This is a genomic window from Amycolatopsis sp. NPDC031561, assembly GCF_055580625.1.
The window spans coordinates 68,677-83,008 of record NZ_JBVILA010000026.1 but is presented as its reverse complement, the minus strand read 5'-3'; the positions used below and the strand labels follow the sequence as shown (position 1 = coordinate 83,008).

Annotated in this window: 17 protein-coding genes and 1 tRNA gene; 5 read left to right on the top strand and 13 right to left on the bottom strand. The window is 66.1% G+C overall.

From position 1 onward, the window contains the following. Positions 1-23: 23 nt before the first annotated feature. Entirely contained in the window at positions 24-635 is a 612-nt protein-coding gene (locus ACZ5IK_RS36530; protein ID WP_005157321.1) for an ANTAR domain-containing response regulator, read from the bottom strand. 173 nt (positions 636-808) lie between these two features. On the opposite strand from ACZ5IK_RS36530, the gene ACZ5IK_RS36525 reads away from it, so the two are divergent. Next, a tRNA-Leu gene (locus ACZ5IK_RS36525) sits at positions 809-885 on the top strand. Between the two features lie 352 nt (positions 886-1,237). Here ACZ5IK_RS36525 and ACZ5IK_RS36520 read toward each other — a convergent pair. The 7 genes from ACZ5IK_RS36520 to ACZ5IK_RS36490 form a co-directional block, all read right to left on the bottom strand. Next, entirely contained in the window at positions 1,238-1,570 is a 333-nt protein-coding gene (locus ACZ5IK_RS36520) for a hypothetical protein (RefSeq protein ID WP_465491840.1), read from the bottom strand. Between the two features lie 202 nt (positions 1,571-1,772). Beyond that, positions 1,773-2,285: a hypothetical protein gene (locus tag ACZ5IK_RS36515; protein ID WP_465491839.1), complete on the bottom strand. Its 513-nt coding sequence runs from the start codon at positions 2,283-2,285 to the stop codon at positions 1,773-1,775. A gap of 182 nt (positions 2,286-2,467) precedes the next feature. Further along, entirely contained in the window at positions 2,468-3,781 is a 1,314-nt protein-coding gene (locus ACZ5IK_RS36510) for an erythromycin esterase family protein (protein WP_465491838.1), read from the bottom strand. 50 nt (positions 3,782-3,831) lie between these two features. Next, positions 3,832-4,968, bottom strand: a complete 1,137-nt coding sequence (locus ACZ5IK_RS36505) for a serine hydrolase domain-containing protein (RefSeq protein ID WP_465491837.1) — start codon at positions 4,966-4,968, stop codon at positions 3,832-3,834. Between the two features lie 167 nt (positions 4,969-5,135). Beyond that, positions 5,136-5,813: a response regulator transcription factor gene (locus tag ACZ5IK_RS36500; RefSeq protein WP_465491836.1), complete on the bottom strand. Its 678-nt coding sequence runs from the start codon at positions 5,811-5,813 to the stop codon at positions 5,136-5,138. Further along, positions 5,810-6,868, bottom strand: a complete 1,059-nt coding sequence (locus ACZ5IK_RS36495) for a sensor histidine kinase (protein ID WP_465491835.1) — start codon at positions 6,866-6,868, stop codon at positions 5,810-5,812. Before ACZ5IK_RS36495 ends, ACZ5IK_RS36500 begins: the two co-directional genes overlap by 4 nt. Positions 6,869-6,891: 23 nt before the next feature. Then, positions 6,892-7,080, bottom strand: a complete 189-nt coding sequence (locus ACZ5IK_RS36490) for a hypothetical protein (protein ID WP_465491834.1) — start codon at positions 7,078-7,080, stop codon at positions 6,892-6,894. 2 nt (positions 7,081-7,082) lie between these two features. Here ACZ5IK_RS36490 and ACZ5IK_RS36485 point away from each other — a divergent pair, with 2 nt between their 5' ends. Continuing rightward, on the top strand, positions 7,083-7,607 hold the full coding sequence (locus tag ACZ5IK_RS36485; protein ID WP_465491833.1) for a hypothetical protein: 525 nt from the start codon (positions 7,083-7,085) through the stop codon (positions 7,605-7,607). Here the strand turns inward: ACZ5IK_RS36485 and ACZ5IK_RS36480 are convergent. Continuing rightward, positions 7,535-7,831, bottom strand: coding sequence for a DUF1330 domain-containing protein (locus ACZ5IK_RS36480; protein ID WP_465491832.1), 297 nt, complete (start codon positions 7,829-7,831; stop codon positions 7,535-7,537). The genes ACZ5IK_RS36485 and ACZ5IK_RS36480 overlap by 73 nt on opposite strands. Positions 7,832-7,941: 110 nt before the next feature. Here ACZ5IK_RS36480 and ACZ5IK_RS36475 point away from each other — a divergent pair, with 110 nt between their 5' ends. After that, on the top strand, positions 7,942-8,295 hold the full coding sequence (locus ACZ5IK_RS36475; protein WP_465491831.1) for a winged helix-turn-helix transcriptional regulator: 354 nt from the start codon (positions 7,942-7,944) through the stop codon (positions 8,293-8,295). Positions 8,296-8,354: 59 nt separating this feature from the next. Here the strand turns inward: ACZ5IK_RS36475 and ACZ5IK_RS36470 are convergent, their stop codons facing one another. From ACZ5IK_RS36470 to ACZ5IK_RS36460, 3 genes are all read right to left on the bottom strand, one after another. Next, the gene (locus ACZ5IK_RS36470; RefSeq protein ID WP_465491830.1) at positions 8,355-8,684 is read right to left on the bottom strand and encodes a Tn3 family transposase; all 330 of its coding nucleotides are present in this window, start codon (positions 8,682-8,684) and stop codon (positions 8,355-8,357) included. A 641-nt stretch (positions 8,685-9,325) separates the two neighbouring features. Beyond that, positions 9,326-9,835 (bottom strand): hypothetical protein, encoded by a 510-nt coding sequence (locus ACZ5IK_RS36465; RefSeq protein ID WP_465491829.1) that lies wholly within the window; start codon positions 9,833-9,835, stop codon positions 9,326-9,328. A 73-nt stretch (positions 9,836-9,908) separates the two neighbouring features. Beyond that, positions 9,909-10,064, bottom strand: a complete 156-nt coding sequence (locus ACZ5IK_RS36460; RefSeq protein WP_101607226.1) for a hypothetical protein — start codon at positions 10,062-10,064, stop codon at positions 9,909-9,911. A gap of 326 nt (positions 10,065-10,390) precedes the next feature. On the opposite strand from ACZ5IK_RS36460, the gene ACZ5IK_RS36455 reads away from it, so the two are divergent. Next, a complete protein-coding gene (locus tag ACZ5IK_RS36455) occupies positions 10,391-11,494 on the top strand; it encodes a carboxylate-amine ligase (protein ID WP_465491828.1) in 1,104 nt (367 codons plus the stop codon). Between the two features lie 447 nt (positions 11,495-11,941). Here the strand turns inward: ACZ5IK_RS36455 and ACZ5IK_RS36450 are convergent, their stop codons facing one another. Then, on the bottom strand, positions 11,942-12,157 hold the full coding sequence (locus tag ACZ5IK_RS36450) for a hypothetical protein (protein ID WP_465491827.1): 216 nt from the start codon (positions 12,155-12,157) through the stop codon (positions 11,942-11,944). A gap of 763 nt (positions 12,158-12,920) precedes the next feature. Here ACZ5IK_RS36450 and ACZ5IK_RS36445 point away from each other — a divergent pair. Beyond that, the gene (locus tag ACZ5IK_RS36445) at positions 12,921-13,931 is read left to right on the top strand and encodes a chemotaxis protein CheB (protein WP_465491826.1); all 1,011 of its coding nucleotides are present in this window, start codon (positions 12,921-12,923) and stop codon (positions 13,929-13,931) included. The last annotated feature ends 401 nt before the right edge of the window (positions 13,932-14,332 follow it).

Below are 14,332 nucleotides of genomic sequence, written 5' to 3'. Positions count from 1 at the left end.
AGGTGGCCTTTTTCTCGGGTTCGTCAGCCGATGCTCTCGACGACGGCCTCGGCCACCGCCTTCATCGTGGTCCGGCGATCCATCGCGGTGCGCTGTATCCAGCGGAACGCGTCCGGCTCGGTGAGACCCTGACGGCTCATCAACAGACCCTTGGCCCGGTCGATGACCTTGCGTGTCTCGAGCCTGTCGGTGAGCCCCGCGACCTCGGACTCGAGCGCCTGGAGCTCGGCGAACCGGCTCACGGCCAGCTCGATGGCGGGCACCAGGTCGCGTTTGGCGAACGGCTTGACCAGGTACGCCATCGTGCCCGCGTCCCTGGCCCGCTCGACGAGGTCGCGCTGACTGAACGCGGTCAGGATCACGACCGGCGCGATCCGGTCACCGGTGATCTTGGAAGCGGCCTCGATCCCGTCGAGCTTGGGCATCTTGACGTCGAGAATCACCAGGTCGGGCTTCAATTCGGTGGCCAGGTTGATGGCCTGCTCGCCATCTCCGGCCTCACCGACAACCTCGTAGCCCTCTTCGCGAAGCATCTCGACGAGGTCCAGACGGATGAGGGCCTCATCTTCGGCCACGAGCACCCGCCGCTGGGGTGCGGCGACGGCACCGTTGGCCTCGGCAGCCTGCTCGGTCACCGGGGTCCTCCTGAAGGTCGTCGGGCAGTTCGGCTCGCGGGCTGTCCGCGAACCTGAAGCCTACCGGGAACGATCCAGTCGGCGAGATGGCGTTCACCACGTCAGATAGTCGTCACACTCTCGGGCCCGGCGGAAGCGGCGCTCCCGCGATCCCGTAAAGTTCACCCCGCGACGCCCCCGTAGCCCAACTGGCAGAGGCAACGGATTCAAAACCCGTCCAGTGTGAGTTCGAATCTCACCGGGGGCACCAACAGCAACCCCACAAGTGTCGGCCGCGCGCTGAGCGGGCACGTTCTGTGTAGGCATGGCGTCGGTGATCCTTTCCGCCGAGATGGCGACTTCAGGCAGCTGGTCGGCGGGCAGCCGGATGGTGATGGTGGCCTCGTCGCCGCTGTGATTCAGTCGAGTGCCAGATGCGGCAGTCCAAGGCCTCGGTCTTGCCTCCTTCCAGTTCGTTGTAGCTTCCGCGGAGAGCCTTGGTGAAGGGGTCATCCGGGTCGCCTTGCTGGGCTTGAGCCAAGAGTGACCTCTGGCGCTGGGTGATGTCGTCGAGTTGTCGTTGGAGGCGTCCCCGTTCATTGTGGCGATCCTGAGCGGCACGGTCATCGACCGTTGAGAGATCGGCGGCGAGAATCGCCCGACGGTCCTGCCGTACATCCGACGACCGCATCCGCAGATGATCCTGCTCCGGAAGAGATTGGTGCGTGCGGTGAGCGGATGTTTGTTGGCCGAGTCGCCGTCGCGAGACTCCCGCTTCGCGTCGCGGTGCGCGTTGATCTCGTCGTACATCCACTTGGGAATAAGCGGCTCGTGAACCGGCTCCGGCGACACACCCATTTGATGGGGTCGTTGACCTTGCCGCCGCGAGAGCGAGAAGCCCGGCGATTGAAGATCTGATAGCCCGTGTACTTGGGGTTTCTCAGGATCTCGTACACACTGGTCCTGCTCCAGGCGCCTCTGGCCCGCTTCTTGCCAGGTGGAATCGGTGGCGGGTACTTGGTCAGTCCCTTCGCCGCCTTGGACGGGTTGGGATGCCGGATGGTCTTCGCCTTGTAGCCATGACACGGCTTACCGATGTTGATTACAAAAATTAAAAATTTAGTCCAGTCCTGGGGATCGCCATCGACGGCAACAGGCCTACCCGCTTGCCAGTAGAGGTCCCTCGTAACGCGGCATGCTGTGCTTGGCGTAGACCCGGACCGTCAATTCCGGCGGCTCCCATGGCCCGGGGTCGACGTTCACGACGAAAGTGTGGGCGACGATGTCAGCGGGGTGAACGACGCCGTTCGAGTCGGTGACATCGAGTCGGGTCACGCCCGTGTCGACCGCTCCGAACACTCCCGGCCGATACCCCCAGACGGCGAAACCGCGCACCGCGGTATCCATCTGGTGTCCGCGGGGTTTGACGTCGAAAAGCGTGCGGTCACCCGGCCGGAACCTGCACACCGCTTCGGCGCCCTGTTCGTTGTAGGCGAGCAGTTGCCCGGCCGACGTACCTGCCCAGAGTCGTGCGCCGCCGCGCCAGCCGGCGTATGTCACCTTTTTCGCTGACCCGGCGCCCTCTGCCTTACGGTATCGATCGGCGAAGATTTCCAGCTCCCGCAAATGCCGGTGCACCTTGCGTCGGCTGTTGTTTGGCAATTCGAACACCGGGCCCGCGCTCCTTTCGATTTACCATTACTTGAGGATGATGTGTCGAAAATCAGTCTCGGGGTTTACTTGATGTTGTGAAGGAATGTGCTTATGGTTCGGTGTGATATTGGGGTTTATGCGTATTCCGGTAATCAGGTCTTGGTATGGCGCTCTGCCCGGGCTGGCCGGTTGTGGTCTGGTCAGCGCAGTACTTTTGCTTCGGTGACGTCGTGGAGGTGGACAACGATGTCGTAGGAGCGGCCGAGTGAGATCTGGAAGGGATCGATCGGGAACTGGGTGCCGATGGAGCGGGTCGGGCGGGTGCCGTCGAGCCAGGCTCGTGCGGATGCCGGTGCGGTGCGGGCGTCGAAGTAGAAGTCGTCGTAGCGGACCTTGTCCAGCGTGGCCTCGTTGGAATCCTTCTCCGGGGCGCCGACCTTGAACTTCTGCCACGGGCTGCCGTTGTTCCTGGACAGGAACGAGCCTTCGTTGAAGCTCATTCCGATGGTGACGTAGTGCTTGCCGTACATCTCGCGGAGGAAGTCGCCCTGCACCTTGGGATACAACTCGGTCGCGGGGGTTACCTTGGCGACGTGGCCGTTGTGGGCGGACACCAGCACCTTGCCGCCGGTGCGTCGCTGCCACCAGGCCACGTTGTCGGCCATGGCACGATCGCGGCCGAGCTGCATGGCCGGAATCGCGGCCGGATCGGTCACGTCGACCGCGTAGTAGCGTGCGGTCTGGGCGATCGAACGGGCGTACTGCAGGACGAGTGAGTCCATGTCCTTGATGTCACTGAGCGTCTTCAACGCCTTTTCCGCGTTGTCCGCCAAGGTTTTGCGCTCGGCGAACGGCTTTTTCAGATAGGTGGCTTCGTCGTCGATCGGACGCAGACCGGTGTACAGCCCGTTGATCTGTGCCAGCAGGTGTGGCTGCTTCCGCTGGACGTAGTCGGTGACCTTGGCGAAGAAGCTGTTCGACAGGCGGGTGCCGACGTCGTCCCCGACGAAATGGACGGGACGTCCGGGGTGCTCGCGGTTGTAGGAGCGCATCCATTCGAACAGGTGCAGAAATTCCTCACGTTCCCACGGTGAGCCTTCCATGGCGGTCTTGGTGAGCGCGCGGATGTCGCCCTTGCCCGTCAGAAGGTATTCGTTGATGGCGAGGCCCTCCGGCCAGCCTTGCTCCAGCGCGAAACCGGTGAACCCTTTCTCTTCCACCAGGTAACGGAAAACGCGTTCTTTCATGGTGAAGAACTCGTGGGAGCCGTGGGTCGCCTCACCGAGTCCGACGATCTTGGCGTCGGCGACCATCTCGCCGAGCGCGCGCAGGTCGGCGTTGTGGCGCCCCGGCTCGGTCGAGCGCAGCGGATGGGAGACGCGCTGCAGCGCGTTGACCGTGTTCTGCCGGCCGTTCTCTGGCGCCGCGTGTGCGGCGACCGGGGCGAGTGCCGCCACTGCGGTGAGGGCGGCGGTCGCCATCAGGACTCGACGTCCGAATCGGATGGTGCTCATGATGTTTCTCCTTCGAGCTTCGGTGTGACAGGAAAATTCAGGCGTCTTGATCAAGGACGCGTTCCGCAGACGGCGACGTCGGCGACCTTGAAGACATCGGCCGACCCGTTCTGCTCTGGCACGATCTGGTTGACGGTGACGTTCACCGCGCGTCCGTCGGTGGTGACGCCGCCGCGCGTGCGGAACCCGGGGATGCTGCCACCGTGGCCCCACAGATCCTTGCCGCAGGAGGTGAGGTTGCGGATGAGCCCGAGACCGTATCCGCCCGGGTGCTCGGCCGACGCCACGGTGCGTTTCATCTCGGCCAGCTGCGCCGACGGGACCACGCGGCCCGCCATCAGCGCGGTGAAGAACCGATTGAGGTCCTCGCCGGTGCTGATCATCGCGCCCGCGGCACCTCCCCAGGACGGGTCCTGATCGGTGTAGTCGACGAGCGCGCCTGCCTCGGTCGTTTCGTAGCCGCGCGGGTGTGGTCCCTTGATCCCGGTGTCGCCCGGGCGCGGGAAATAGGTGTTCTGCAGCCGCAACGGCGTGAGGATCCGCCGGGTGATCTCGCCGCTGACCGGGTTGCCGGTGACCTTGTCGACGAGCAGGCCCGCCAAGACGTAGTTCGTGTTCGAATATGCCCAGCCGGTACCGGGCGCGAAGTCGGGTTTGAGCGTCATCGCCGCCTTGATCAGTTCCCCGGCTTCGACGGACTTCCACCGGTTGGCGTAGATGTCCGTCACCCGCACGTAGTCGGGCAGGCCGCTGGTGTGCTGCAGGAGCTGCCGAACGGAGATTCGAGTGCCGTCGTTGCCCTCGCCCCGGACGACGCCGGGCAGGTATCGCTCGATCGGAGCGTCGAGGTCGACCTTCCCCTCCGCCACCAGCTGGAGCACCACCGCGGCCACGAACGTCTTGGTGTTGCTGCCGATCCGGATTCGCGACTCACGCGGGAACGGCTTCCCGGTGCGGAGATCACCGGCGCCGCGGGCCACTTCCCGGCTCCTGCCCCGCTCGGTGACCACGACCTGCCCGCCCGGTGGCGAGCCGTCCGCGACGAGCTGATCGAGCGCCCTCTCGATCTGCTGCCTGCCGGCGAACCCGGGCGGATCCGCGGCCGTGGCCACCGCCGGGACGCCGACGGCGATGCTCGTCACCGCGACGGTGGTGGCGACGGCCCGCCCCACAATGTTCGAACGCAAGGAAACCTCCAGTGATCGGGTGGCTTTACCACCACGAACACTGGCAGCGAGAAGGCGCTAAACGCGTCGCCATGAGGTCTGAACCGCACACTCCCGGCGGGGTAAGGGGAAACCCTGAGAAGGCTCATCCCGGCAGATGACGTGCGGTCGCGGGCGAGGGAACTGGGTCAGTGACCGGCAGGCTTGCCGGGCACCACCAGGCCACTCTCGTAGGCGGCCACCACCGCTTGGGCGCGGCTGGACAGCCGCAGCTTGCCCATGATCCTCTTGACGTGGGTTTTCACGGTCGTCTCGCTGAGAGCGAGGCGATCCGCGATTTCGGCGTTGCTCGACCCGGTGCCGATCAGCCGCAGCACCTCGGTCTCCCGCGCGGTGAGCGCACTCAGCCTGGGGTGCTCGGCGGCACGCGGGCGGTGATGCCGCGCGTAGGCCTCGATCAGGCGCCGGGTGATCTGCGGTGCGAGCAGGATGTCACCGGCCGCGATGGTCTCGATCGCGCCGATGATCCGGCCGGGCGGCGTGTCCTTGAGCAGGAATCCCGCCGCACCCGCGGCCAGTGCGGCGTAGACGTACTCGTCGAGGTCGAAAGTGGTCAGCACGATCACCTTCGGTGCCGGATCCGGAGAAGCGGCCAGGATCCGCCGAGTGGCGACGATCCCGTCCGCTTTGGGCATCCGGATGTCCATCAGGATCACGTCGGGGGCGGTGCTCGCGGCGAGCGCGATCGCCTGGTCGCCGTCGACCGCGACGCCCACGATCGTCAAGCCCGGCGCGGCGTTGCACAACGACACCAACCCGGCCCTGATGAGCGGCTGGTCGTCGGCAACCAGGACACGAATGGTCACAGCGGCAACCTGACCGTCACCGAGAACCCGCCCTCCGGCCGAGGCCCGGCCATGAGTACGCCACCATAGAGTTCGGCTCGTTCCCGCATGCCGACGATTCCCCGCCGCCCGGGTTCACCGGCCGAGCGGTGGCCGGATGAGCCGGATCCGTCGTCGGTCACGTTCAGCGTCAGCATCGTCGTCCCGTAGTCCAAGGTCAGCCGGGCGGTCGATCCACCCGCGTGTTTGAGCACATTGGTCAACGACTCCTGCGCGACCCGGTACGCGCACAGGTCCGGCCCGGCGGGCAACGGGCTCGCGGCCCCGGTGACCTCGTACTCGAGCTCGAGACCTGTGTCCCGGACACGGGCGACCAGCGCGTCGAGATCGGCCAAACCGGGTTGTGGCGCGTAGTCGGTGTCCTGCTCGTCGGTCCGCAGCACGTCGAGCAACCGCCGCATCTCTCCAAGCGCCTCACGGGCCGCTCCGCCGATGTCGGTCAGCGCCTGCCTGGCCGTGTCCCGGTCGGAGTCGAACACGTACTCGGCCACCCCCGCCTGCAACGACACGACGGACATGTGATGCGCGACGACATCGTGCAACTCGCGGGCGATCCGCCTGCGCTCGTCGACCACCGCCTGCCGTGCCTGCTCGGCCCTGCGGGCCCAGTTGCGTGTGCTCTCACCCAGCGCCCACGCGGCCATCAGTTGCAGCATCACCATGCCGACCTCGGACCACGGCACACTGACGGGCACGATGACGTAGTCGACGGCGAGCACCGCGACACCGATCAGCCAGCCGACCGCCGCGATCCGCCGAGGCCGGTACATGGCGACGCTGAAGACACCGACGAGCACACCGATCCCCGAGGTCTTCGAGTCACCGTAACCGAGCAGCGCCGACCCCGTATAAGCGAGACCGGACACCACCAGGGCGGCCATCGGAGCGTTGCGGCGCACCGCGATAGGTGCCGCGGACAAGCCTGCCAGCACCGAAGCGAGCAACGGCGCGGCCGGATCGACCCCGGTCACCATCAGGACGACGAGCACGCCGGCGAGAAGCGTGTCGACCAGCATTCACCAACTCTAGATGGCCCCGGCTACCCCCGGCGGGAACGGGGCGTGCGCGCCTTGGCCGGGTCGGTCAGTCCCGCAGGCCCATCGATGATCTGGTCCCAGCCGCTCAGCCAGACTCCGCAGGAGGACAGCCAATCGTCGGCGACGAAGTGGATCGTGCCGGAGGCGAGGCTGAGGCACCGCGGTCCGCAGGGTCTGGTTTGGACGGTCACGGGTGGAAACGGATCGATGGGTCCTGTTCAAGTCTGTGTTCGGTGTGACGAGTTTCTATTCCATGCCAGGGAAAGAAGGCGCGCACGAGAAGGGCGGCGTCGAGGGCGAGGGTGACTGGTCCCGGCGTCGCTGGTTCGTGCCGGTCCCGAAGATCGCCGACATTTCCGGTCTGGCCGGCATCAACGACAAGCTCGCCGCAGCTGATCTGGCCGAAGACGCCCGCCACATTGGCCACCGCACCAGCGCGATCGGGGAGGACTTCGCCCTCGAGGCGCCGCTGCCGGCGGCGTTGCCGGTGGACGAGTTCGACATCGCTCTGGACCACGACACCCCGGGTCGGCCGTTACGCCAGGATCACCGTCCGGCAGGCGCTCTACTCGGTGCCCGCCCGGCTGAACGGGCAGACGGTCCGGGCCAAGCATCAACCACCGTGACATCCGGCCAGGACATCGGTCAGTCGAGGCTTTCGATGATGCGGAAGTCGCGTTCGAAGCCATCGGGGAGTTCGGCCAGCGCCTTCTGGTAGGCCGCACTCTCGTATGCGGCGACCGCCTGTTCGAAGCTGTCGAACTCGATCAGGACGACGCGCTCGGCGATTCCGGCTTCGTGTGCGACGACCCGGCTGCCGATGCTGGCGAGCACCCGCCCGCCTGCGGCCTTAACGGCCACACCGGCCAGACCGTTGTAGACCTCAAGCCCCTCAGGGTCTGTGATGGTGGGGTAGACGCTGACCCAGTAGCCCTTGGGCATGGAACCTCCGGTGTTGGGACGAGTGAATCTGACTTACGGGTCGAGTCGTTTCGAAATCAGAAACGCTGAGTGGATGCTAGTGTTTCGAATAACGAAACACAAGGAGGGTCATGCCGACACCGCGCCCAGGAACACCGGTTCGTGGATCGACGACCGGCCGTCCCGTCATGGCCGCGATGGACCTGTTCGGCCGTCGGTGGGCGCTGCGAGTTCTCTGGGAACTGCGTGCGGGTCCGCTCGGCGCCCGCGCGCTGCTGGCGCGGTGTGAAGGCCTGTCGTCCAGCGTCCTCTACCAGCGGCTTCGCGAACTCGCATCGAGCGGGATCATCACCTCCTCGGCCGATGGCTACGAGCTGACTCGGCTGGGGGCAGCGCTCCGTGATGCCCTCCGTCCGTTCGACGAATGGGCGATCACCTGGGCGCAGGAGCAAGAACGCAACGATCACGAGCCCACGCAGACGTGAAGATCACGCCCGACCAGGTGGAGCGGGTGATCTGACGGACGCCGACTCGGGACAGGGGCTCACGCGGCCTGTGAAACCCCTCGGTCGCTGTCTCGTCGCCGCGCAGAGGTCCGGGACGATGTCCATTCCTCGGCCTGCAGCTGGCGCACGATCTCGGCGATGTCGAGCGCGTTATGGAATATCACCGCATTGGACAGCAGCGCGTTGAACTCCGCGGTCTTCTCCTGCTCGACGGGGTCGTCGTCGGCGATCACCCCGCCGTTGCCGAAGCCGACCCACTGGGAGAACCGGCTGAACGACTCGACCTTGTTGGTCGCGGCGGTCACCCGCCGGCGCAGCAGCAGCGTGGAGGAGATCGCGCCCTCCCGCACGGAGACAGCCACCTCCATCAGGTGGCGGAACTGCGACGCGATCAGGTCCCAGTCAATGACATGTCGTCACCAGCGAGCACCCCGCCCGACCAGCTGAAACACCCGAACGAGGTGGGGCCAAATCAGAGTGCCGCTCCTACGCCGACGACGGCAGGTGGGGCCACATCAAGATGTCGACCTGAGGTTCCCCCCCCCCCCGTTCGCCGGACACGGTGGGGTTGCCCCTAGACGACGGACTCGGGTTTGTGGAGTTAATGGCTTGTCGTCTGGGAGGCTGTCGATCATGCCGAAGGCCTATCCCGCTGAGTTCCGGGCTCGGGCGGTCGCTCTGGTCAGGGCTGGTCCGGGCTGGCAAGTCGGTCCGGGAGACCGCGCGTGAGCTCGAGATCAGCGAGTCCTGCCTGAACAAGGCCGCCTCGAATCTGGGGATCACGGCTGCGGCTGTTCCAGTGCTCGACGCCAACCGAAGACCTGTGGCGGCATTGAGTATCGGGGCTTATCGCGACCGATTCGCCGGAGCACACCCGGTTCTCGGTCCGCCGCATGGCACGGTTGCTGGGCGTGTCGACGTCGGGCTACTACGCGCAGGTGTTGCCTCCAGCGACGGCGATGGGTTCGCACGTTTGATCTCTGGTCGGCCTTCGGCTCTGGGAAGCCGATCAGCTGTTCGCCGCGCGGTGATTGAGGTACTCGATGCTGCATCCGTCCAGTCGCTGTGCGGCGTCCGTCGCGTGGGCCGAGCAGAGCGATCCGGTCACGCCGTCGAGATCGGTGGCGATCGCCGCGGCCGGTTCGGTGCAAGGGGTGTGCAGCCGGTCGTAATTCCAGGCGTTGGCGCAACCTGTTGCCGTGCACCAGGCCCGGTCTCCGAGCGAGTGCAAAGTGACGCCGTGGACAGGACAGATGCCCCAGGGGACGTCGCATAGATGGGGGTCTCGGGATACCCGGACGCGGGTCAGGTACTCGGCGGTCCGGGCGATCTCGCCGGTGTATCCGGCCAGGTCATCGGTGGCCTTGTTCATCGGCTGGGCGAGGCGTTGTAAGTGCCCGTCGTCCGCGGCCTCCAGGCGGGCAGCCACTTCCGCGGTCCGCTCGGCGAGAGCGTCGGCGTCGGCGGCCAAGGCCCGTAGTTCGGCTGGAACGGGTTCCTGCGTCGTCGGCTCAGGCATCGTTGTCCTCGTTGGTGCGGTGAAACAGAAGTGCTACGGAGATAGGAGGCCTTCGGTTCGAACGACGAGAGACTCAGAACCAGTGAGCGCGGCCGCCCACCTTGCGTCCCGTGCCGCCGAGGATCGCGAGAACCACGCCCACGACGGCGAGTACGGCGCCGATGGTGGTGAGCACGGGAATGCCGACGATCAGGCCGATCACGAGAATGATGACTCCGAGCACGATCATGGTGACTCACTTTCCTGGGGCGGCTGGAAGGAATCCGCCGCACGATGGGGACTGGTGTTCGGGTTGCCCACGCCGGAGCCATGTCAAACACCGGCCTCTCCCGGTTTTCTTCCATGCTCGGAAGTTTTGATGCTCTGTGGGAACCGGCATACCGCATCCCAGAGATTTGTTTCACAGGGAAGCCAGTGTGCCCGTCCGGCTCTCGGTGAATCCGCCGCTCAGTGTCGGTCAGTCGCCGCGGCGACTGACCGACACCACTTCGTTGGACCCGCTCTTTCACCCGAACAGCGCGTTCCGGGGCCGTGATTTCCGGAAAACTTGAGTCCATGACGCGCAGCGGAACATCGACTGTCGGGGTGGAGGAAGAGTACCTGGTCGTCGACCCGCGGAGCCGTGAGCTGCGGCCAGCGGCCGCCGCGGTGATAGACGGCGCCGCGGGCCGGCTTGGCGGGCGTGTCGGCACGGAGCTGACCAGGTTTCAGCTGGAGGCCAGGACCGAGCCGCACACCGGCATCGACGGCCTCGGCGAACAGATTCGGGACATGCGTGCGGTCGTCGCGGGCGCCGCGGCCGGTCACGGGTTGTGCGTGGTCTCGTCCGGCAGCCCGGTGCTCGGTGACCCGGTCCCGCCGCCGATCACCGACGGCCACCGCTACACAGCCAGCGCCAACCACTTCCGGGCGTTGGACGACGAGCAGGTGGTGTGCGCCTGCCACGTCCACATCGGAATGGCCGACCGGGCGTTGGCACTGCGGGTCAGCAACCATCTGCGGCCTTGGCTTCCGGCTCTGGTCGCGCTCTCGGCCAACTCGCCCTACTGGGCCGGCCGCGACACCGGCTACGCGAGCTGGCGCACCATGGCCTGGGCTCGGTGGCCCGCCGCCGGACCGCCTCCGTACTTCCGGTCGCCTGACCATTTCGACGATCTGGTCGGCACACTGTTGGAGGCGGGTGTGATCATGGACCGTGCCGGTATCTATTGGGATGTGCGTCCCTCGAGCCACCTGCCGACGGTGGAAATCCGGGTCACCGACGCGGCCACCACGGTAGGCGAGACCCAGCTGTTCACCGCACTGATCCGCGCCTTGGCGGACACCGCCCTGGCCGACATCGCCGCCGGAGCAGCGGATCCCGATCCCGACCCGCACACGCTGCGTGCGGCCCACTGGCGTGCCGCCCGCGACGGTCTCGGTGGCCATGCCGTGCACCCGCGCACCGGACGCCTTCTGCCCGCGTCGACGCTGGCCGCCGAGCTGCTGGACCACGTCATGGCGGCCGTCCACCGCAACGGAGATCACCGGCTCGTCGAAACCGAATGGCGGCGGTTGATCGACAGTGGCACCGGAGCCGATCGCCAACGCGCCGCCCACCGCGGCCGGGGTCGGCTCAACGACGTCGTCGACCACCTCGCCTTCGCCTACCGCAGGTAGTGAAATGGGTGCCGAACTTCGAGGGAAGGGCGTAAAGTGCCGGGCTCTTCTGGCTTTGCCGCCTGACAGGCGCTGGCTCACAATTGAGTCGACAGCCAGATCGCCATCCACAACAGGCATCCCAGCGCTCCGCCAACGCCGAGGGCAAGCAGCATTCGCCGCACGGCGGCGATGTCGCCTGCTCTTCCCTTGAATCACCACTTATGGTGAGCTACTCGTGCGAAATCCCGCTGGTTGTCGAGGTGGAAGCGCCGGTCGCCTCACACAGTGGATGGCCTTGGACGGCGCCGAAAGCCTTCGGGCCGACGAGAAGGACCGTAGGCGTGTGGTGCGAAAACCGAGGGCCTTCGAGCGTTCGGGTCCGGCGGCGCGCCGCGTTCCTCCGCGTTCAGCAGCGGGCCATGACGGCGCCGCGCCGGGAGCCCACCCCGGCGCGGTACAGAGCTATCAATACAGCCAGTATCCCGGGTAGCCGTGGTGGTGATGGTAATGGTGGTGGTAATGGCCGAAACAGAGCAGCAGGCAGCGTGCCTGGTCGCTCTGCTCGGCCTGCGGCGTAGCCTGCGGTGCGGCCGAGGCCATGCCCACCGCGGGGCCCGCCACCAGCAGCCCGAGTGCTACGGGCAGGGCAGCCAGTGCGGCCCGGCGCTTGGAGTTGCTCATCCGTGTTCCCCTTCTTCGCGTTACGGCACCGGTCGGTGCCATGACCCAGTATTCGCCAAGGTGTGGGGAAATGACAGGATGATCACCCGCGATTAATGCGTCCGGATGGTGACACCAATTTTCAGTCATGTTTGCGTGATGCTTAATGGCCGCTAAAACCGGCCTATCGGGGTTGACTCTAGGACGGTCGGGTGTCGTCCACGGGTTTTTGTTACCGGCCCCGCTGAGTCTTGGGAACGGCGGCGTGTCTCGCTCGGGCTGTGAACGTGAAAGGGCGAGATGGCAAGAGCATCTCTGTAGCCGTCTGGTCCGAGGAGAACCGACCCGTTACGACGGATCGGCGGTGTGCGGCCGCACCACGGCCGCCGTGAGCTCCACACGAGATTCCTGAGTTCGTGGCTAGGTGAAGCGATTTGAAACGCTGCTGTCACTGACTGCTTATCGGCAGCAGCACTGCGGGTGAAAGTAATCCTGTCGAGTATAAGGTGTCGAGGTCCAAGGGGGTGTCGATGACCTCTTTCGGCGTATTTTTCGAGACTTTCATCCGAGCTGTCGAAGGTCGGTCATCGGCTCATTCTGCCAAGGCTCCGGATCCAAACGCTGCTGACCGGCAACTGCTTCTGTGCTCGCGCGGGGCCGAGGCCGAGACCTCAGTCAACGGGCTAGTGGTTTGACGCGTCAGTATCAGGGTATTTCGGGGAACAAGCAGTCCATCGCCGACCCGGAGCCACGCCGATGATCAGTAGGCAAAAGTAGGTGGAGCGTGTCTTTTCGCCGTGATGTGGTGCTGGTCGGCGCGTCCGCCGGTGGAGTGGAAGCGCTGCGAAGCCTGGCTCGATCGCTGCCCCCGGACTTCCCGGCCGCGGTCGTGGTGGTGATGCATTTGGCGCCAGGTGTGTCGAGCGCGCTGCCGCGAATCCTGGACAGGGCCGGTCCACTCGACGCGGTGCCCGCGGAGCATGGAGCGTCTTTGACCGGCGGCACACTCCATGTCTCGCCTCCTGATCGTCATCTGCTCGTCGACGACGACGTCCTGTTGCTCAGCCGCGGGCCGACCGAGAACGGGCACCGCCCCGCGATCAACGCCACCTTCCGCTCCGCCGCGGTGAGCGTCGGCCCCCGGGCGGTCGGTGTGGTCCTGTCCGGCGTCCTCGACGACGGTGCCCTCGGTTTGCGCTCGATCGTCGACCAGGGCGGACTCGCCATGGTGCAAGATCCCACGGACGCGTTGTATCCGGGGATGCCCGAGAACGCGCTCGCCCGTGCGCCCACCGAGCACGTCTACCCTGTCGAGGTACTCGGAAAGGTACTGGACAGGGTGGTGCGGACACCGGTCGAGGACGCGGTCGTGAGCCCTGTCCCGCCGGCGCTGCTGCTCGAGGACCGGATCGCGCGCGATGGTGTCCGGCAGCGCGAAGTCACCGTCGGCGGGTCGACGCCCGCCTCCGGCTATCAGTGTCCGGACTGCCAGGGGTCTCTGCTGGAGATCGGCTCTGTGGATGGCGCGTACCGATGCCGGATCGGGCACGGCTGGACGGACGAGGCCTTGCTCGCCGCACATGACGTCGAGCTGGAGCGAGCGCTGGGGGTCGCGCTGCGCTCGCTTGACGAAAAGGTTTCCCTCGCCAAACGGATGCGGCGCCGGGCCACCGCCAAGGGGCATCCGGGCGCGAACCGGTGGTACGAGAACACTGTCCAGGAATCGTCCGCGGCCGCGGAAATGCTCCGCAAGTTCCTTCTCGCTCTCGACAGGGAGACCAAATCCGACGAATGAGCGCCGAGCCCGCTGCCCTCGTCGGCCCGCTCGAATCTCGATCGGCCACTGGCGTGCCGCCTGCGACGTAAGCATGCCGCTGTTGCGTTCCAGTCGGCGGAGCCGGAGTGAAGACGCGGCCCGGATCTGGGGCCGCAGTGGTATGCGGCAAGGTGAATCCCGGCTGCAGTCCAGGGTGGTCGCCGCTGGCCCGTCGGACTCGCGATTGAGACGACATCGACAACTACCGCGGCCACCAGAACCGAGTCGTCGAACCCGAGCAGTTCCACCACTGGTTCTACAACGACCGAGTCAACGGCGACCCCATTCACCCTGAACCCATCTTCGAACACTGGCGCGCTCTCCTGTAAAAGGCACACCTGAGGCGGTCGGGAACCGAGCTGCAGCTCTGGCCACTTCGA

Bases quoted from the DNA above. Each gene is read 5' to 3' on its own strand.
- ACZ5IK_RS36480 (WP_465491832.1), bottom strand. From the start codon at position 7,831: ATGCCCAAGGGCTACTGGGTCAGCGTCTACCCCACCATCACAGACCCT.
- ACZ5IK_RS36465 (WP_465491829.1), bottom strand. From the start codon at position 9,835: ATGCCTGAGCCGACGACGCAGGAACCCGTTCCAGCCGAACTACGGGCC.
- ACZ5IK_RS36460 (WP_101607226.1), bottom strand. From the start codon at position 10,064: ATGATCGTGCTCGGAGTCATCATTCTCGTGATCGGCCTGATCGTCGGC.
- ACZ5IK_RS36495 (WP_465491835.1), bottom strand. From the start codon at position 6,868: ATGCTGGTCGACACGCTTCTCGCCGGCGTGCTCGTCGTCCTGATGGTG.
- ACZ5IK_RS36475 (WP_465491831.1), top strand. From the start codon at position 7,942: ATGCCGACACCGCGCCCAGGAACACCGGTTCGTGGATCGACGACCGGC.
- ACZ5IK_RS36450 (WP_465491827.1), bottom strand. From the start codon at position 12,157: ATGAGCAACTCCAAGCGCCGGGCCGCACTGGCTGCCCTGCCCGTAGCA.
- ACZ5IK_RS36510 (WP_465491838.1), bottom strand. From the start codon at position 3,781: ATGAGCACCATCCGATTCGGACGTCGAGTCCTGATGGCGACCGCCGCC.
- ACZ5IK_RS36470 (WP_465491830.1), bottom strand. From the start codon at position 8,684: ATGGAGGTGGCTGTCTCCGTGCGGGAGGGCGCGATCTCCTCCACGCTG.
- ACZ5IK_RS36455 (WP_465491828.1), top strand. From the start codon at position 10,391: ATGACGCGCAGCGGAACATCGACTGTCGGGGTGGAGGAAGAGTACCTG.